The sequence below is a fragment of the Pseudomonas sp. HN2-3 genome (assembly GCF_020691745.1).
Lineage (GTDB): Bacteria > Pseudomonadota > Gammaproteobacteria > Pseudomonadales > Pseudomonadaceae > Aquipseudomonas > Aquipseudomonas capeferrum.
The window spans coordinates 3,718,332-3,735,795 of record NZ_CP085704.1; the positions used below are offsets into that span (position 1 = coordinate 3,718,332).

A 17,464-nucleotide genomic window follows, 5' to 3' on the forward strand; every position below is an offset into this window, starting at 1 on the left:
CCATGCTCCTGTCACCCAATGCCATGGGCCGCCCGCTGCGTACGGGCTTGTACCTGACCACCGGGATCATCGCCGCCTTCCTGTTGCTGCCGGTGGTGTTCATCGTGCTGCTGTCGTTCGGCTCGTCCCAGTGGCTGGTATTCCCGCCACCGGGCTGGACCTTCAAATGGTATGGCCAGTTCTTCTCCAACCCTGAGTGGATAGACGCAGCCCTGGCCAGCCTCAAGGTCGCCGTGCTGACCACGGTCGCCGCAGTACTGCTGGGCCTGCCCACCGCGTTTGCCCTGGTACGTGGCCGCTTCCCCGGCCGCGAGATGCTCTACGGCCTGTTCACCATGCCGATGATCGTGCCGCTGGTGATCATCGCCGTGGCGGTGTATGCGCTGTTCCTCAAATTGGGCTACACCGGCACGCTGTTCGCGTTCGTGGTCAGCCACGTGATCGTCGCCCTGCCCTTCACCATCATCTCGATCATCAACTCGCTCAAGCTGTTCGACCAGTCGATCGAGGACGCTGCAGTCATTTGCGGGGCCTCGCGCCTGCAGGCGATCTTCAAGGTGACCTTCCCGGCCATTCGCCCGGGGATGATCGCCGGCGGCCTGTTCGCCTTCCTCGTCTCGTGGGACGAAGTGGTGCTCAGCGTGATGATGGCGAGCCCCGACCTGCAGACCCTGCCCGTGAAGATGTGGACCACCCTGCGCCAGGACCTGAGCCCCGTGATCGCCGTGGCCTCGACGCTGCTGATCGGCCTGTCCCTGCTTGTGATGATTATTGCCGCCGCCCTGCGCCGGCGCACCGAAGTCAACGCCTGAGTGCCGGAGAGAACAACAATGAGTGCAGTGATCAAAGACAACGCGCACACCAAGACCCTGGTCAGCCTGCGCGGCCTGAACAAGCACTACGGCGACTTCACCGCCGTGGACAACCTCGACCTGGAAATCCAGGACGGCGAGTTCCTGACCTTTCTCGGCTCCAGCGGTTCGGGCAAGTCCACGACCCTGTCGATGCTGGCCGGTTTCGAGACCCCGAGCAGCGGCGAGATTCTGGTCGAGGGCCAATCACTGGTGAACGTGCCGCCGCACAAGCGTGATATCGGCATGGTGTTCCAGCGCTACTCGCTGTTCCCGCACTTGAACGTGCGCGACAACATCGCCTTCCCCCTGGCCATCCGCAAGCTTGGCAGCGCCGAAATCAACAAGCGGGTCGACGCCATGCTCAAGCTGGTGCAACTGGAGAAGTTCGCCCACCGCAAGCCTTCGCAGATGTCCGGCGGCCAGCAGCAGCGCGTGGCGATTGCCCGGGCGCTGGTCTACGAGCCCCGCATCCTGCTGATGGACGAACCGCTGGGCGCGCTCGACAAGAAGCTGCGTGAAGACCTGCAGGACGAACTGCGCCAGTTGCACCGGCGCTTGGGCATCACCATCGTCTATGTGACCCATGACCAGGAAGAGGCCATGCGCCTGTCCCAGCGCATCGCTATCTTCAGCCACGGCAAGATCGTCGGGCTGGGCAGTGGTTACGACCTTTACCAGAACCCGCCAAATGCGTTTGTCGCCTCGTTCCTGGGCAACTCCAACTTCCTGCGGATCAAGGCCAGCAGCAACGGCGCGGGCAGTTTCGAGGGCCAGCCTGTGGCGATCCGCCTGACCGCCGGTTTGGCTGCCGGGCAGGAGGCGCTGATCATGGTGCGCCCGGAAAAAGCCTTGGCGCTGACCACCGCCCAGGCTGCGGCGCAACCCCTGCCGCCCGGCTGGAACGAGGTGGCTGCCAAGGTCGCCGAGGTGCTGTTCCTGGGTGAAAGCCAGACCTGCCATGTGGTCACCGCAGGCGGTACCGAGATGACCGTGAAGGCGCTGTCTGCGGCAGGCATGCCGATGCAGCCGGGCGACACCGTGAACGTGCGCTGGGCGGTGGCCGATGCCTGCATCTATACCGAGTGGGCAGAGAGTGACCTGAGCAAGTCGGCAGGCGCGCACTGAGGGTGCTGGGGCCGCAAAGCGGCCCCAGGTGACTGTCATATTTCCATCACGCAACCGTCGTAATCTGCCGGGCAACTCTATGCCATAGGTAGCCCGGCATGCCCCGCCTGCTGCTCGCTCTACTCGCCCTGCTGCCGCTATCGGCCCTGGCCGATTCTGCCCATTTGCGCGTGCAGGGCTCCAACACCATCGGTGCTGCGCTGCTGCCGGCCTTGGTCCAGGGACAATTGCGCTCGCAACAGGCAACCGCCATCGAACAAGCCCCCGGCGCGCAGGCCAACGAAACCGTCATCACTGCCCGCGACGTGCGCGGGCAACCGTTGCGTATCGATATCGCCGCGCATGGTTCCAGCACTGGCTTCGCTGCCTTGGGCCGTGGCGAGGCCGACCTGGCTGCTGCCTCACGGCCAATCAACGACGCAGAAGTGCGCCAACTGCAGGCCCTGGGCAATTTGCGCGCGGCCAGCGCCGAGCAGGTCATCGGCCTGGATGGCGTGGCGGTGATCGTGCACCCCAACAACCCGCTGCCACAACTGACCACCCGGCAACTGGCGCAAATCTTCTCTGGGCAAGTCCAGCGCTGGGACCAGCTGGGCATCACCGGAGGGTCGATTCACCTTTACGCCCGCGACGACCGTTCCGGCACCTACGAAACGTTCAAGGCACTGGTGCTCGACCCTCATCAAGGCGCGCTGTCGGCCCAGGCCCAGCGCTTTGAGTCCAGTGATGAGCTGGCCGAGCGGGTCAGCAGCGACCGCCAGGCCATCGGGTTCAGCAGCTTGGCCGCAGTGCACGGGGCCAAGGTGCTGGCAGTAGCCGAGGGCGATGCACCGGCCATGCTGCCGCAGCGCGCGCAGGTGGCCAGCGAAGATTACCCCCTGTCGCGGCGCTTATTTTTCTACCTGCCAGCCAATGCCAAACCTCAGGCCAAGGCCCTGGCCGAATTCGCCCAGAGCCCGGCTGGCCAGGCCATCGTCGCCCAGGTGGGCTTCGTCTCGCAGCAAGTCAAGGCCCAGGCTGTGCAGCCCCAGGCCGACATGCCGCCGCGCTACCGAACGCTGGCCCAGCAAGCGCAGCGGCTGAGTGTGAACTTTCGCTTTCAGGAAGGCAGCGCCAGCCTCGACAACAAGGCCTTGCGCGATGTGCAGCGGGTGGCCGACTACCTGCGCCAGGTGGGCAAGCTGCAGAGCAAGGCGGTGCTGGTGGGGTTTGGCGACCCCAAGGAAACACCGGGGCGTGCGGCGCTGCTTTCACGCTTGCGGGCGCTGGCGGTGCGCCGCGAGCTGGCACGCGATGGTGTGGACGTGCTGGAAGTGACCGGCATGGGTGATGAGCTGCCGGTGGCCGGGAATGACCAGGAACAAGGTCGCTTGCGCAATCGGCGGGTGGAAGTGTGGGTCTATTGAAGCGCCCGCGCACCAGGCAAAGAAATGTAACAGGTCGGCGTTCGGCATCCCGGGGAAACGCGGCTAGGCTCAAGCCTATGTGATACCGGGCCCCTCTGACGGCTGCCAAGCCGCCATGTCGGATCACTGTTGCCATGCAACGTCGACAATCAAGGAGGGGCTCATGACAGCTCTGCACACATTCCTCACCACCCCGTTTCTCGGTACCAGCACCTGGTTGTGGCTGGTGTTCATGGCCATCGTCATCGGTTTGCTAGTGCTCGACCTGGGCGTGCTGCACCGCCAGGACCGCGAGATCGAAATGCGCGAGAGCCTGCTGCTGTACTCGGGTTATTTCAGCGTCGGCGTGCTGTTCGGGGCCTGGGTCTGGTTCGAGCTGGGCGCGCAGTCGGCGCTGGAGTTCTACACCGGGTTCCTGGTCGAGCAGTCGCTGTCGATGGACAACGTGTTCGTCATGGCGATGATCTTCGGCTTCTTCGCCATCCCCCGCCGCTACCAGCACCGGGTATTGTTCTGGGGCATTCTGGGTGTGGTGTTCCTGCGCGCGATCATGATCGGCGTGGGTGCGACACTGGTGCAGAACTTTGAATGGGTGTTGTACATCTTCGGCGCTTTCCTGCTGTTCACCGGGGTGAAGATGGCGCTGTCGAAAGAAGACAGCCATCTGGACCTGGCCAACAATCCGGTCCTGAAATTCGTGCGCCGGCACATGCGCGTTACCGACCAGATCCACGGCTCGCATTTCTTCGTGCGCCTGCCCCCGCCCGGGCACAGCAAGGCGCTGCGCTATGCCACGCCGCTGTTCCTGGCGCTGGTGCTGATCGAACTGGCCGACCTGGTATTTGCCGTGGACAGCGTGCCAGCGATCTTTGCCATTACCCAGGACCCGTTCATCGTCTACACCTCGAACATCTTTGCCATCCTGGGTTTGCGTTCGCTGTACTTCGCACTTTCGGCATTGATGCACCGGTTCGTGTACCTCAAGTATGCGCTGGCGATGGTGCTGATCTTCATCGGCTGCAAGATCTTCTACCACGGCATGGTGGGCAAGGTACCGGCGTTGCTGTCGTTGGGGGTGACGTTTGGGTTGTTGTTGGGTGGGGTGGTGGTGTCACTGGTCAAGACGCGGGGGGACAAAGCGACGGTGGAGGCAAAGTTGCAGCATCTTCCGCCTGAGAAAAGTGACGATGAGCAGAAGGAGAAAGACCCGCAATTGCGGGTCTGACTGACGCGCATCTCATACGTTCTAATGGACCATTGTCGCAGCAGGCATAAGTCAATTATCAAGAAACAAAAATTACTTCATTTTGGAAATTTCTATAACACAAGCTGCGAGCATCAGCCACCCAAAACCAATGATGATAAGCCATGCAGACACAGCCAGCCATCGCTTCAATTTTGGTGGGAAAACTTTTAGCTCGTCAGCATCGAGCTGGCCTCGACGAAGCACAAACCCAGGGAATGTGACAACCCCCCCAATTGCACAAACCAACATGAGCCGCCACTTAAAGCTAGAGCCACCCCATGCAATCTTCAAGCTCTCAATATACGAATTACTTTCAATCGAAGAGCAAACTATCTCATAATTTCGCGTCAAAGCTATATAGGCACTTATCGACACACCTGACAGAGAAATTACAAATGGCATCAATACAAATGATAGCTTTAGCGCAGCAGGCCAAGCATCAATATCAATCACTTGTTGCCCCATAGATGTATTCGCCTGTCCATTCCCCGAGAACTTCACCCCCCTTGCCGCCTACGAATCCTCCGCCCCCAACTACTAAAATACCGCACAATGGTGTCGCAACTCCCCCAGTACCTACGGCGAAAAAAGCACATGCTGTTCCCGCAGCTAAACTCGCAAGTGCAGAGCCTGCTATTCCACCGCTAACGCTGCCGCTGAATTTTCCGGCCTCTACAAAACGGGCGCTTCTACAAGCCTCCGTGTTCCCTGCCTGGCAAACCTCTTTCACATTGAGATACGACGATGTCCCACTGAGTCCAATAGCAGCATGACCACCATACTTAAGGTACTTGGAAAGCTTCGCTACTTTATCAAGATGCGTCGCATACCCCGGTATCTGCCCCACCCCACCCGCTTTCGACCAATGGTGCACAAGGCTTTTGGTAGAAATATTCAGACTCTTCTTTAAACGTTCATAGTTGCCGAGGTTAAGCTGTTTATTGAGCAGCGCCGCTTTCAACTGAACATCCAGTTGCTGCAACAGCTGGCGCCGCGAGGCGAAAAACTCACGACTGTTCAAATGCCCGTGCCGCAAGAACTCACCCTGATGCAACTGCTCGATCTGGTTCAGTGTGCTCTTGACCTGTTTCAACCCTTGATCGAGCATGTCCTTGCCCACGCCCATCGACTGGCTGGCACTGCTCAGCAAACCGGCAATCTCAGCCTGGTGCTGCACCATGAAGTCGGATTCTGCGAAATCGAGCACCGCCAACGCGCGCCGTGCATCCTGAGCGGCAGCCATCAGCTTGGCCTCCTCGAGGGTACAGGCATCACCATTGTCCGGGTCACCGATGACGAAGATTTCCCCAGCCTTGAAACCTTGCTCGAACGTGGGGTTGAGCCGCTGCAAACGGGAAATCGGCAAGGTGGCGTCGTGCTCGGATAATTGCAGCAGAACCTGAGAGAACGACATGCTTTTGGGCACCACGTAGAAGCCCGGCTCCAACGTGCCTGGCATCGCAGTCACCGCGCCCCGCACGAGGCTTTTCGGATGGGCGCCGGCCGCTGCCTCGGTAGGCATTGCGCGACTGTTCGCAAGTGCCTGCCTGGATAGCGGGGCCGCACCCAGTGGTGCTACGACCCGATTGCTGCCGGACGGGCAACCACATGCCACCAGTGCACCGTCCATGGCCACGGCATGACCGTTGGAGATGAAGTATCGAACGCCCTCAACGACAGTCCCTTGCTCGCCACAGCGCGGACAAGGCGTCGTTTTGTCCCCCTCCCGAAGCACCCTGCGGCCATTGCTCAAATAACCGAGGCCGGCAGCGATGCAAATAGCACCTGTCGTGGTGACATCGCCATCAACCGCCTGGCCTTTACCACCCAGATTGACACGCATCGGCAAGTACCTTGTGCAAAAAGTAAGGTGTCGAAGCCTAACAGCTGCAAAAGGGCTTTTAGTGCCTGAACGTGAAAACCAGACACTTCCTACACCAAATACATACTTGTTCAGCCAGCTCATCCGTAGCCAGCATGCGCGTTAATTGGACAAGGAATTCCCGTGCAAGAACTTCCGATTCTTCATCTTGAACTGCGCAGCATCTCCACCGGCACATACTTGCCGATCTCATATTTGCCAATCGCCGCCCGGTGCACTTCGTCCGGCCCGTCGGCCAGGCGCAAGGTGCGCTGCATGGCGTACATGTAGGCCAAGGGGAAGTCACCGCTCACGCCCGCGCCGCCATGCATCTGGATCGCCCGGTCGATCACCTTCAAGGCCACATTCGGCGCCACCACCTTGATCTGAGCGATTTCACTGCGTGCGACCTTGTTGCCCACGGTGTCCATCATGTACGCCGCCTTGAGCGTCAGCAGGCGTGCCATGTCGATTTCCATGCGCGAGTCGGCGATCTTGTCGACGTTGCCGCCCAGCCGGGCCAGAGGCCGGCCGAAGGCAGTGCGCTCGACCGAGCGTTTGCACATCAACTCCAACGCCCGCTCGGCCATGCCAACCGAACGCATGCAGTGGTGAATACGGCCTGGGCCTAGGCGCCCCTGGGCGATCTCGAAGCCGCGGCCCTCGCCGAGGATCACGTTTTCATAAGGCACCCGCACATTCTCGAATAGCACCTCGGCATGGCCATGTGGCGCGTCGTCGTAGCCGAACACCGGCAACGGCCGCACAATCTTCACGCCCGGCGTATCGGTCGGCACCAGCACCATCGAGTGCTGCTGGTGGCGCGGCCCCTCGGGGTCGGACAGGCCCATGAAGATCATGACCTTGCAGCGCGGGTCACACGCGCCGGATGTCCACCACTTGCGGCCGTTGATCACCCATTCATCGCCATCACGCACGGCGGTGGCAGCCATGTTGGTGGCGTCTGACGAGGCCACGTCCGGCTCGGTCATGGCGAACGCCGAGCGGATCTCGCCGCGCAGCAGTGGCTCCAGCCACTCGCGTTTCTGCGCCTCGCTGCCATACCGCACCAGCACTTCCATGTTGCCGGTATCCGGTGCCGAGCAGTTGAACGGCTCTGGCCCGAGCAGCGAGCGGCCCATGATTTCGGCCAGTGGGGCGTATTCCAGGTTGCTCAGCCCGGCGCCGTACTCCGACTCGGGCAAGAACAGGTTCCACAACCCCTCGGCGCGGGCCTTGGCCTTGAGCTCTTCCATGATCGCGGTGGGCTGCCAGCGATCACCCTCGGCGACCTGGCGCTCGAACACCGCTTCTGCGGGATAGACGTAGGCATCCATGAACGCAGTGACGCGCTCGCGCAGTGCCTGGACCTTGGGCGAATAGGCGAAATCCATCGGGGCTACCTTCACGGTTCGGAGTACATGGGCCAGAGCCTAGAGCAGCAAGCGCCCATCCACCTAGTCTATTTTCCGCGTGTATAAACATTCATAACCGATATATGATCGGGCAATAATTCCAACAATGAGCGGCGCACATGAACCTCAGCAAGGTCGACCTCAACCTGTTCATCGTCTTCGATGCCATCTACACCGAAGCCAACCTGACCCGCGCCGGGCAGATTGTCGGCATCACTCAGCCGGCGGTGTCCAATGCCCTGTCGCGACTGCGCGAAACCTTCAACGACCCGCTGTTCGTGCGTACCGCGCAAGGCATGGTGCCCACGCCCATGGCCCAGAACATCATTGGCCCGGTGCGCAACGCCCTGGCCCTGCTGCGCACGTCGGTGCAGGAAAGCCGTATCTTCAACCCGCAGCAGGCCAACAAGACCTTTCGCATCAGCATGACCGACCTGACCGAAGCGGTGATCCTGCCGCCGTTGTTCCAGCGGCTGCGCCGCCTGGCACCTGCAGTGCTGATTGAAAGCTTTCTGTGCAAACGGCGCGAAACCACCAAGGAACTGGCAGCCGGGCGCCTGGATTTCGCGGTCGATGCCCCGCTGAACACCGACCCGCAGGTGCGCCACGTCAAACTGATGCAAGACCGCTACGTCTGCGCCCTGCGCCAAGGCCACCCGCTGGCCGACAGCAAACTGACCCTGGACAGCTACCTGGGCATGACCCATATCCATATTTCCAGCCGCCGCAATGGCCTGGGCTATGTTGACCTGGCCTTGGGCAAGATGGGCGTACAGCGCAAGGTTGCCTTGCGCTCACAGCATTACCTGATGGCTTCGCAGGTGTTGCAGCAGACCGACATGGCCATGACCGTGCCCGAGCGTTTCGCCCGCCGTCATCAATTGCGCTACCAGCCATTGCCGGTAGACGTACCGGCGCTGGAAACGCACTTGTACTGGCACGAGAGCACTGACCAAGACCCTGCCAACCGCTGGATGCGCGAGCAGATCATCGAGTTGTGCGAACAGGTGGTGGCCGAGGAAGAACGCGCGCTGGCGCCGGCCTGAGGCGATTGCCAAAGGTCGTTTACACCGAGTATTGAAAATTAATTTCTCCAGAAACGGGCAAAGCGAGAATTATTTTCCAAGCCTGGGCACAATCAGCCAGGCATAAGACAAAAACCATCAGCCCACGGGCGGGTACGCTTGCACCAACGATCATCGAATCCAACGTGACAGACACGGACCCGCCCCCATGCCCAGCGCCCCGCTCTACTTCGACTACGCCGCCACCACCCCCGTTGACGACCGCGTCATCGAAACGATGCTCGCCTGCCTTGGCCGCCACGCCAACTTCGGCAACCCCGCCTCCAGTGGCCATGCCTATGGTCAGGCTGCCCGCAACGCGGTGGAACAGGCACGCCTGCAGGTGGCCGAACGCGTTGGCGCCCGTGCTGATCAGCTGGTGTGGACGTCAGGCGCGACCGAATCCAACAACCTCGCACTCAAAGGCATCGCCCAAGGCATCAGCCAACCGGGCCACCTGATCACTAGCCAGCTGGAACACAAGGCCGTGCTCGACACGGTCGCTGAACTGGAGCGCCAAGGCTGGTCCATCACGCGCCTGGCTGCGGATGCGGCCGGGCTGATTCAGCCCGATGCCGTGCAGGCGGCATTGCGCGCCGATACCCGCCTGGTCTCGCTGATGGCGGTCAACAACGAATTGGGTACCGTGACCGATTTCGCCGCCATTGGTGAGCGTGTGCGTGCCCATGGGGCGCTGTTGCATGTGGACGCGGCCCAGGCAGTGGGCAAGCTGGCCATCGACCTTGCGGCAATGGCGGTGGACTTGATGTCGTTCTCGGCCCACAAAGCCTATGGCCCCAAAGGCATCGGCGCGCTCTACGTCGGCCCGCGTGCCCGCGAACTGATGCGCGCGCAGATGCACGGCGGTGGGCATGAGCAGGGGCTGCGTTCCGGCACCCTGGCAACCCACCAGATCGTCGGTATGGGTAGCGCCTTCGCCCTGGCTGGCCAGCCGGGCGACAGTGAACACCAGCGCATCGAACAACTGGCCCAGCGCCTGCGCGACGGGTTGCTGGCCTTGCCGGCGGTAAGCCTCAATGGCTGTGCCACGCAGCGCATCCCGCATACCTTGAACCTGTGTATCGATAGCCAAGGCTTCAACAGTGCCGCGTTGGCCAGTGAGTTGGCGTTGTCGACCACGTCGGCCTGCAACTCGGCGAGCAATGCACCCTCGCATGTGCTGCTGGCCCTGGGGCTGGATGAAAGCCGGGCGCGCAACAGCGTGCGCTTGAGTATCGGACGCTTCAGCACCGAGGCCGAAGTGGATAAAGCACTCGAGGTCTTCGCCAGGGTCACAGCGGCGGCTTCGCTGGCGCTCTGGTAAGGCGCAAACAGCAGGGGCCGGCGGGCGGCCCCTGGCGCTATCAGAGGAAGGTGAATACCTTCGCAGCCGGCAACCGCGACTTGTTCAGCCCCGCATTGAAATCACCCTCGCTACGGTAGCCCAGGCTCAAGATCACCACACTGGTAAAGCCCTGCTCACGCAAGCCCAGTTCGGCATCCAGTACCTTGCTGTCGAAGCCTTCGATGGGCGTGGCATCCAGGCCATGCGCCGCCGCGCCGAGCAGCGCGGTGCCAAAGGCCAGGTAGGTCTGCTTTTCCATCCAGTGCTGCACGTCTTTCTGGTCGAAACGGTGCAGGTCGACGTAATGGCGACGGCTCTGGTTCTGCGCGGCGCGGGCCTGCTCGTCACGAAAACGACCATCGGCGGCTTCCTGGTCTAGCAGCGCCTGCAGATGAGCCTCGGGCATTTCGGTACGGGCGCAGAACACGATTACATGGGACGCATCGAGGATCTTCGGCGAGTTGTAGGCGAAACGGTCCTGGGTGCTCTTGGCCAACCGTGCCTTGCCTTCGGCACTGTCGGCGACGACGAAGTGCCAAGGCTGGGAGTTGACCGAGGACGGGCTGTGGCGCAGTTGCTCGAGCAACGCGTCGATCGTGGCCTGAGGAATGCGGCGCGAGGCGTCGTAAGCCTTGGTGGTGTAGCGGCGCTTGGCCAGGGAAACGGTATCCATGCAACAACTCCTGCGGTGAAAATGGGATGTGTCGCGCATGGTATCTTTCCTGCAAAAAAGAAAAACCGGCACAATGCAGCAACACTTTCATCCCAGGAGTGAAAATGCTACGCATCGCCGACCTCGAACTGTTCGTGCGCAGCAGCGTGCTGGGCAGCTTCACAGCCGCCGCCCACGAGGCCGAACTGCTGCCGGGCCAGGTGGCCGCCGCCATCAAGCGCCTGGAGCGTGAGCTGGACGTGCGCCTGTTCGCGCGCACTACCCGCAGCCTGCGCCTGACCGCCGAGGGCGAGCTGTACCTGCCAACGGCGCAGAACGTGCTGGAAAGCCTGCGCCAAGGCCGCGAGGACCTGCACGGCAACGCCAGTACCTTGCGCGGGACCCTGCAGGTTTCGGCACCTTCGGACATGGGCCGCAACATGCTGCTGCCTTGGCTGAGCGCGTTCCGTCGCGAGCACCCGGCGCTGCACCTGCGCTTCTTTCTGTCCGACCAGATGGCCGACCTCAATCGCGACCCGGTGGACATCGCCATCCGCTATGGCCTCAACCAGGACGCCAACTACATCGCCCTGCCCCTGGCCAACTGGAACCGTCGGGTGCTGGTTGCCTCCCCGGACTACCTGGCGCGCCACGGCCGCCCGCAGACACCGGAGGCACTGCAGCAACATGCCTGCCTGTTGTACCTGCAACAGAACCGCGTCTATGACAAATGGCGGGTGGGCAACCGCACCGTGCAGGTACGGGGGCCGCTGGTCAGCGACGACGCCGACGTGATTCGCCGACTGGCCCTGCTAGGTGAAGGTATCGTCTATAAATCGTGGCTGGATGTGAGCGCCGACATCGAGGCGGGCGAGCTGGAGATCCTCTTGCCCGAGTACCTGGGCGAGCCGACGCCGGTCACCTTGGTCTGCCCACACCGCAAGCAACTGACCTCGGCAGTGACGCAGTTGCACCTGTGGCTGCGCGAGCGCTTCGAAGCCCTGCGGCCCCGGCTGCTGAACAAGGGCTGCACAATCGTTCCAGACTGATACGGGTACGTGCGTTAAGGTAGCCATTTCCCCACGGGCTGCCCCCATGAGCAACTGGATCGTCCTCAAGCAAGACGCCGACACCGGCATCGAGTCGGTCCGCGCGCATTTCACCGGGCATGCCTACGACCCCCACTGGCATGACAGTTTTCTGGTCGGTATCACCGAGCAAGGCGTGCAGCAGTTCAACTGCCGGCGGGTGCGCCATCGCAGCACGCCGGGGCAGGTGTTTCTGCTGGAGCCCGGCGACCTCCACGACGGCCTCGCGCCGACCGCCGAAGGCTTTACCTACTCGACGTTGTACTTGGAGCCTGCATGGCTCGAAGACCAGCTACGAACGCTGTTCGAGCATGCACCCAGTGCCAGCCTGCCCAGCTTTGCCGATACCCTGTGCCACGACGCGCGCCTGGCACGGGCCACCGCGCTGGCCTTTCACACCGTGCACAACCAGGATTTTCGCATCGTTCGCCAGACGGCCATGGACGACCTGCTTGCCTGCCTGACCCGCCACCTGCACTGGCGCAAACGCCTCAACCCAGACCCTCGCCTGCCGCTGACCGCTCAGCGCGCACGTGACTACCTGCATGCTCACCTGGACCGTGACATCGGCCTGCAAGACCTGGCCCAGGCATGTGGCGTCGACCGTTTTCGCCTGACCCGCGCCTTCAAGGCCGCGTTCGGCCTGGCACCGCACGCCTACCTGATACAGTTGCGCCTGGCCCGCGCCCGGCGCCTGCTCGCCCAAGGCCAGACGCCCGCTGAAGTGGCCATGGCGCTGGGCTTTGCCGACCAGAGCCACCTGGGTCGCTGGTTCCGCCGGGCCTATCGGTTGACCCCGGCCGACTACCGCAGGCGCTGCTCAAACCTTCCAGACTGACGGCGGCCTGACGGCGAACATGGTGCTTCGACCCCTCGGAGCTTTGTGTCATGTCGCAGTCGTTGTTGCCCTTCATCCTCTTCGCCCTGGTTGCCAGTATCAGCCCGGGGCCGACCAACTTGTTGATTCTGGCGCACGGTGCACGGCAGGGCCTGCGCGCAAGCGTGGCCCCCATCCTGGCCGGCTGTGGCGCAGCGGCGGCGGTGGTGCTGCTGGTCGGGCTGGGGCTGGGCGAGCTGTTACTGCGTCACCCCCTGGCCCAGCAACTGATGAGCTGGGCGGGCGTGCTGTGGTTGAGCTGGCTGGCCTGGCGCATGCTGCGCAGCGCCGGGCAGCCCTTGGACCTCAGCGCACACAAACCTTTCGATGCGTTCAGCGCAGCTGCGCTGCAAGTGGTCAACCCGAAAGTGTGGATGATGGCAGTGGCGGTGATCGGGGTGTTTGCCGCGCCGGCGCTGCCGGTGTGGCAGTTGGCGCTGGTGTTTCTGCTGATTGCCCTGCCGTGCATGACGGCCTGGGCGCTGCTGGGGGTGGGCAGTGCGCGCTGGTTGCAGGCACCCGAGCGGTTGCGGTGGTTCAACCGAGGGTTGGCGGGGATGTTGCTGGTGTCGGCCTGGGCGACGCTGCTTGGTTGAATTTGATGGTGGCTGCACCGGCCGCTTCTCGGGCAAACCCACGAAGCGGCCGGCACGGTCAATCAGGTGCCCAAGGCTTCGCGAAAGCGCCGAGTGCTGGCGAAGGCCAGGGCCAACCCCACCACCGCCACACAGCCTCCGACCAGGCCAATATAGGCCACATCCATCTGGCTGCTGACGATACTGCCCAGCAGTGCCCCACCGCCAATCCCGATGTTGTAGATACCCGAGAACAAGGCCATGGCCACGTCGGTGGCATCGGACGCCAGCTTCAAGGTCTTGGACTGCAACGACAGGCTGAAACTCAGGATCGCCACACCCCAGAACATGCTCAACGCACAAAACACGTAGAAGTTGCCCGACAGCGGCAACAGCAACAACAGGCAGGCCGCCAGCAGGCCGATCGAACCCACCAGAAAGCCTTGGGGGAAACGCTCACTGTAGCGGCTGAACAGCACCGAACCGAACACCCCGGCGCCACCGAACAACAGCAGCAACAACGTAGTGCGCTCGCCACTGATCTGCGCCACGTTCAGGGCGAAGGGTTCGATGTAGCTGTAGGCAGTGAACTGTGCGGTGATCACCAGCGTCACCAGCAGGTAGGTGACGACCAGGGCCGGGCGCTTGAACAGAATCGGCAGGCTGCGTAGCGAACCGGAGTTCTGGCTTGGCAGCAGCGGCAACGACTTCATCAGGCAAAGCATGGTGGCCAATGCCACCCCGGCAATGCTGAGGAACGTTACCCGCCAGCCCAAGGCTTCCCCTACCACGCGGCCCAGTGGAATACCCAACACCATCGCCAGGGTGGTGCCGGTGGCCAGCAGGCCGAGTGCCTTGGCCTGCTGGCCAGGCGGCGCCACGCGCACCGCCAGCGACGCAGTGATGGCCCAGAACACGGCATGGGCCAGGGCGATGCCGATGCGGCTTACCAGCAGCATGGCAAAGCTCTGCGACAGCCACGACAACAGGTGGCTGACGATGAACACCAGAAACACGAACAACAGCAGGCGCCGTCGCTCGATGTTGCGGGTCAGCAGCATCATCGGCAGCGACGCCAGGGCGACCACCCAGGCATAGATGGTCAGCATCAGGCCGACCTGGGCGGTGCTCATGTCGAAGCTGCGGCCAATGTCGCTGAGCAGCGCCACCGGGACGAATTCGGTGGTGTTGAAGATGAAGGCCGCCAAGGCCAGGGCAATGACGCTCAGCCAGCTGCCGCCACCGGTGGTCGGCGGCAGGTCGGTGGGTATGGGTCCGTTCATGGGTGGAATTCTATGCTCCGCAGGCATGGCGAAAAGACGCGCGTCAGGGGCCAAGTATCGGCCGCGCTGAGGCACGGGTTTGTTATTGGAAGGAATGCCGGCATGGTACGCGTCAATACCAGGCCTCACAACCCGCGCACATTGCGCGTAACATGCGCGCTTTGTGTGAACTGCAAGCGGAACAAGGAGCCCGATCCGCCCATGGACAAGCAACAACCCCAGCAGCAGTGGCAGCAGGCGGTCACCGCCTACGCCCAGGCCATCAACCGCTACGTCGCGCAAGGCTGCGAGCAGGGCTGGGATGACCTCGAAGAACCCCAGCACGCTGCCACCGAGCACTTGCTCGACGCCTGGCAGGCCGCCCTGCAAGCGATCAACCAGCCGGGGGTAGACGAACAGCAACGCCAGGCCTTCCGCACGGCCTGGCCGCCTGCACACCTGCCGCTGGTGCCATTGCTCGACACGCATGGGCAAGGTATCAGCAATGTCTTGCTGCTGGACGACGGCAGCCTGCTCGCACGCATTGGCATGCCCTATGAGAAGGGCCAGGTAGTACGCATCGATCAGCAGGGCGTGACGCCGGTCATCGGTATCGAGCATTTCGGCCGTTGCCCGCAACGCCGCTACTTTGCCCTGGCCAACGCCGAGGGCGTGCGCGTGACCGATGGCTGGGGCGGCCCGCAGGTCGCCCGGCTCCCTTGGCCTAGCGGGTTGGAGGGGCTGCCAGCCGGTTACCCCTTCGACCCCTTCGACCTGCCGCCGACCCCCACCACGCTGGTGCCCTTCGCGCAAGGCCAACGGGTACTGCTGGTGAGCGCCGAGGGCATCTTCCTGCTGGCGGCCGAAGGCGCCACCCGGTTGCTGCCGCGCCAATCGCAAATACTCGAAGAGCTAGCCGAAGGCACCGACCCGGACGATATCGCCTTGGGCCTGGCCATGGAGCATGGTGCGGTGTCGCCGGATGGGCGCCTGATCGTGGTCGGCGAGCAGAGCAGCCGCCATCTGGTGTTGGACGATCAGTTGGCGCTGGTGGCGCAGGTAGGCCCAGGTGGTGAGTACCCACATTTCGCCCTGTTCAACCGCCGCGGCGACCAGTTGATCGTCAATGCCTGCCACTTCTACAACGGCGGCACGCTCGGGGTACGCGTGGCCGACCTGCCGGGGCTGGATACCGACTACTACAGTGAAGACCCACGCACACCGCTGCTGCAGGATGGGGCGCGGGTTTACGCTGGGGTCGCAGGCGATGGCGAGTATATCGTCGGTGACGCCTACGGCTACTTGCGGGCCTTTGGCGAGGATGGCGCGGAACACTGGCAGCACTACCTGGGTTCGACCATCAGTGCCATGGACATCAGCGCTGACGGGCGCACGGTGGTTGCGGCGAGCCATGCCGGCTTCATTTCGGTGATTGCCCTGGGCAGCGGGCGGCCTGAATGGCAGATCGGCACCGGGGAGCATGGCGAAGTACGGCGGTGGTTGTTCTGGAAGGGGTGGGACAAGGCGCTGGTCTGGTAAATCTGCACTGGCCCTTTCGCGTGCAACGCCGCGAAAGGGCCAGTGCAGGCCAACCCGTGGATCAGCCCTGAAGCGTGGCCATGTCGATCACGAAGCGATACTTCACATCGCCGGCAATCATCCGCTCGTAAGCCTGGTTGATATTGCGGATATCGAGCATTTCGATGTCGCAACGGATGTCGTGCTCGGCACAGAAATCCAGCACTTCCTGGGTCTCGGCGATACCGCCGATCAACGACCCAGCCAGTACCCGGCGCTTGAGCACCAGGTTGGCCGCGTGCACCGCCGGGTCGATAGGTTCGATCAGACCGACCAGGATGTGCACGCCATCGAACTTGAGGGTTTCCAGGTACGGGTTGAGGTCGTGCTGCACCGGGATGGTGTCGAGCAGGAAGTCAAAATGGCCGGCCGCAGCACGCATCTGCTCGTCATCGGTGGACACGATCACATGGTCGGCACCCTGGCGGCGGGCTTCTTCGGCCTTGGCCTGGGAGCGGGTGAACAAGGTCACTTCCGCGCCCAGGGCCTTGGCCAGCTTGATGCCCATGTGGCCGAGGCCGCCCATACCCAGGATGCCGACCTTGTGGCCCGGCCCTACACCGTGGTGCTTGAGCGGCGAATAAGTGGTGATGCCGGCGCACAGGATAGGCGCGGCGCTGGGCAGGTCCATGCCGGCGGGGATACGCACCACAAAGTGCTCGCTGACCACGATGCTGCTGGAGTAGCCGCCCATGGTGTTGCTGCCATCGACCCGGTCCGGGGTGGCATAGGTCATGGTCGGGCCTTCCAGGCAGTATTGCTCCAGGTCCTTGGCGCATGCCTCGCAGTGGCGGCACGAGTCGACCATGCAGCCGACGCCTACCAGGTCGCCGACCTTGTGTGCAGACACCTTGTCGCCCACGGCGGTGACGCGGCCGATGATCTCGTGGCCCGGCATCAGCGGGTACACGGCGATGCCCCACTCGTTGCGTGCCTGGTGGATGTCGGAGTGGCACACGCCGCAATACAGGATGTCGATAGCGACGTCGTCCGGGCGCGGGCTGCGGCGTTCGAAGGTCATGGGGGCCAGTGGGCTGGTCGAAGTTTGGGCGGCATAACCGATGGCGGTGTACATGCGGGACCTCGCAAAAAAGTGAAACGATTCAGGCGGCGCAT

General features: G+C 62.8%; 16 protein-coding genes. 10 read left to right on the top strand and 6 right to left on the bottom strand.

Annotated features, from left to right (window positions below; genetic code table 11):
• Window positions 1-2: 2 nt before the first annotated feature.
• From LJX93_RS16870 to LJX93_RS16885, 4 genes are all read left to right on the top strand, one after another.
• Window positions 3-812, top strand: coding sequence for an ABC transporter permease (locus LJX93_RS16870; RefSeq protein ID WP_227696217.1), 810 nt, complete (start codon window positions 3-5; stop codon window positions 810-812).
• A gap of 18 nt (window positions 813-830) precedes the next feature.
• Window positions 831-1,979 (top strand): ABC transporter ATP-binding protein, encoded by a 1,149-nt coding sequence (locus LJX93_RS16875; protein ID WP_033698901.1) that lies wholly within the window; start codon window positions 831-833, stop codon window positions 1,977-1,979.
• Window positions 1,980-2,077: 98 nt separating this feature from the next.
• Complete coding sequence (locus LJX93_RS16880; RefSeq protein ID WP_047581018.1) at window positions 2,078-3,385, top strand: substrate-binding domain-containing protein; 1,308 nt, start codon at window positions 2,078-2,080, stop codon at window positions 3,383-3,385.
• 163 nt (window positions 3,386-3,548) lie between these two features.
• The gene (locus LJX93_RS16885; RefSeq protein ID WP_227696218.1) at window positions 3,549-4,610 is read left to right on the top strand and encodes a TerC family protein; all 1,062 of its coding nucleotides are present in this window, start codon (window positions 3,549-3,551) and stop codon (window positions 4,608-4,610) included.
• 72 nt (window positions 4,611-4,682) lie between these two features.
• On the opposite strand, the gene LJX93_RS16890 is transcribed toward LJX93_RS16885, so the two are convergent.
• From LJX93_RS16890 to LJX93_RS16900, 3 genes are all read right to left on the bottom strand, one after another.
• Complete coding sequence (locus LJX93_RS16890) at window positions 4,683-5,084, bottom strand: hypothetical protein (RefSeq protein ID WP_156311234.1); 402 nt, start codon at window positions 5,082-5,084, stop codon at window positions 4,683-4,685.
• On the bottom strand, window positions 5,077-6,474 hold the full coding sequence (locus LJX93_RS16895) for a PAAR domain-containing protein (protein WP_227696219.1): 1,398 nt from the start codon (window positions 6,472-6,474) through the stop codon (window positions 5,077-5,079). The genes LJX93_RS16890 and LJX93_RS16895 overlap by 8 nt, the downstream gene beginning before the upstream one ends.
• 182 nt (window positions 6,475-6,656) lie before the next feature.
• Entirely contained in the window at window positions 6,657-7,886 is a 1,230-nt protein-coding gene (locus LJX93_RS16900; protein WP_227696220.1) for an acyl-CoA dehydrogenase, read from the bottom strand.
• Between the two features lie 140 nt (window positions 7,887-8,026).
• Here LJX93_RS16900 and LJX93_RS16905 point away from each other — a divergent pair, with 140 nt between their 5' ends.
• Window positions 8,027-8,953, top strand: a complete 927-nt coding sequence (locus tag LJX93_RS16905; RefSeq protein ID WP_033698907.1) for a LysR family transcriptional regulator — start codon at window positions 8,027-8,029, stop codon at window positions 8,951-8,953.
• A gap of 187 nt (window positions 8,954-9,140) precedes the next feature.
• Window positions 9,141-10,295, top strand: coding sequence for a cysteine desulfurase family protein (locus LJX93_RS16910; protein WP_095063612.1), 1,155 nt, complete (start codon window positions 9,141-9,143; stop codon window positions 10,293-10,295).
• 40 nt (window positions 10,296-10,335) lie between these two features.
• On the opposite strand, the gene LJX93_RS16915 is transcribed toward LJX93_RS16910, so the two are convergent.
• Entirely contained in the window at window positions 10,336-10,989 is a 654-nt protein-coding gene (locus tag LJX93_RS16915; RefSeq protein ID WP_033698911.1) for an oxygen-insensitive NAD(P)H-dependent nitroreductase NfsB, read from the bottom strand.
• Window positions 10,990-11,093: 104 nt separating this feature from the next.
• Between LJX93_RS16915 and LJX93_RS16920 the strand changes: the two genes are divergently transcribed.
• The 3 genes from LJX93_RS16920 to LJX93_RS16930 are packed head-to-tail and all read left to right on the top strand — an operon-like array spanning window position 11,094 to window position 13,529.
• Complete coding sequence (locus LJX93_RS16920) at window positions 11,094-12,017, top strand: LysR family transcriptional regulator (RefSeq protein WP_227696221.1); 924 nt, start codon at window positions 11,094-11,096, stop codon at window positions 12,015-12,017.
• Window positions 12,018-12,063: 46 nt separating this feature from the next.
• A complete protein-coding gene (locus LJX93_RS16925) occupies window positions 12,064-12,894 on the top strand; it encodes an AraC family transcriptional regulator (protein ID WP_227696222.1) in 831 nt (276 codons plus the stop codon).
• 50 nt (window positions 12,895-12,944) lie between these two features.
• Entirely contained in the window at window positions 12,945-13,529 is a 585-nt protein-coding gene (locus LJX93_RS16930) for a LysE family translocator (protein WP_095063615.1), read from the top strand.
• A 62-nt stretch (window positions 13,530-13,591) separates the two neighbouring features.
• Here the strand turns inward: LJX93_RS16930 and LJX93_RS16935 are convergent, their stop codons facing one another.
• Window positions 13,592-14,791, bottom strand: coding sequence for a sugar transporter (locus tag LJX93_RS16935; protein WP_033698919.1), 1,200 nt, complete (start codon window positions 14,789-14,791; stop codon window positions 13,592-13,594).
• Between the two features lie 201 nt (window positions 14,792-14,992).
• Between LJX93_RS16935 and LJX93_RS16940 the strand changes: the two genes are divergently transcribed.
• The gene (locus LJX93_RS16940; protein ID WP_227696223.1) at window positions 14,993-16,309 is read left to right on the top strand and encodes a hypothetical protein; all 1,317 of its coding nucleotides are present in this window, start codon (window positions 14,993-14,995) and stop codon (window positions 16,307-16,309) included.
• A gap of 61 nt (window positions 16,310-16,370) precedes the next feature.
• Here the strand turns inward: LJX93_RS16940 and calA are convergent, their stop codons facing one another.
• Window positions 16,371-17,423, bottom strand: a complete 1,053-nt coding sequence (gene calA, locus LJX93_RS16945) for a vanillin reductase (RefSeq protein ID WP_033698923.1) — start codon at window positions 17,421-17,423, stop codon at window positions 16,371-16,373.
• Between the last annotated feature and the right edge of the window lie 41 nt (window positions 17,424-17,464).

Excerpts from the sequence above, each read along its gene's own strand:
- LJX93_RS16905 (WP_033698907.1), top strand. The coding sequence starts at position 8,027 with ATGAACCTCAGCAAGGTCGACCTCAACCTGTTCATCGTCTTCGATGCC.
- LJX93_RS16880 (WP_047581018.1), top strand. The coding sequence starts at position 2,078 with ATGCCCCGCCTGCTGCTCGCTCTACTCGCCCTGCTGCCGCTATCGGCC.
- LJX93_RS16885 (WP_227696218.1), top strand. The coding sequence starts at position 3,549 with ATGACAGCTCTGCACACATTCCTCACCACCCCGTTTCTCGGTACCAGC.
- LJX93_RS16875 (WP_033698901.1), top strand. The coding sequence starts at position 831 with ATGAGTGCAGTGATCAAAGACAACGCGCACACCAAGACCCTGGTCAGC.
- LJX93_RS16920 (WP_227696221.1), top strand. The coding sequence starts at position 11,094 with ATGCTACGCATCGCCGACCTCGAACTGTTCGTGCGCAGCAGCGTGCTG.
- LJX93_RS16925 (WP_227696222.1), top strand. The coding sequence starts at position 12,064 with ATGAGCAACTGGATCGTCCTCAAGCAAGACGCCGACACCGGCATCGAG.
- LJX93_RS16930 (WP_095063615.1), top strand. The coding sequence starts at position 12,945 with ATGTCGCAGTCGTTGTTGCCCTTCATCCTCTTCGCCCTGGTTGCCAGT.
- LJX93_RS16900 (WP_227696220.1), bottom strand. The coding sequence starts at position 7,886 with ATGGATTTCGCCTATTCGCCCAAGGTCCAGGCACTGCGCGAGCGCGTC.
- LJX93_RS16870 (WP_227696217.1), top strand. The coding sequence starts at position 3 with ATGCTCCTGTCACCCAATGCCATGGGCCGCCCGCTGCGTACGGGCTTG.
- LJX93_RS16935 (WP_033698919.1), bottom strand. The coding sequence starts at position 14,791 with ATGAACGGACCCATACCCACCGACCTGCCGCCGACCACCGGTGGCGGC.
- LJX93_RS16940 (WP_227696223.1), top strand. The coding sequence starts at position 14,993 with ATGGACAAGCAACAACCCCAGCAGCAGTGGCAGCAGGCGGTCACCGCC.
- LJX93_RS16895 (WP_227696219.1), bottom strand. The coding sequence starts at position 6,474 with ATGCGTGTCAATCTGGGTGGTAAAGGCCAGGCGGTTGATGGCGATGTC.
- LJX93_RS16915 (WP_033698911.1), bottom strand. The coding sequence starts at position 10,989 with ATGGATACCGTTTCCCTGGCCAAGCGCCGCTACACCACCAAGGCTTAC.
- calA (WP_033698923.1), bottom strand. The coding sequence starts at position 17,423 with ATGTACACCGCCATCGGTTATGCCGCCCAAACTTCGACCAGCCCACTG.
- LJX93_RS16910 (WP_095063612.1), top strand. The coding sequence starts at position 9,141 with ATGCCCAGCGCCCCGCTCTACTTCGACTACGCCGCCACCACCCCCGTT.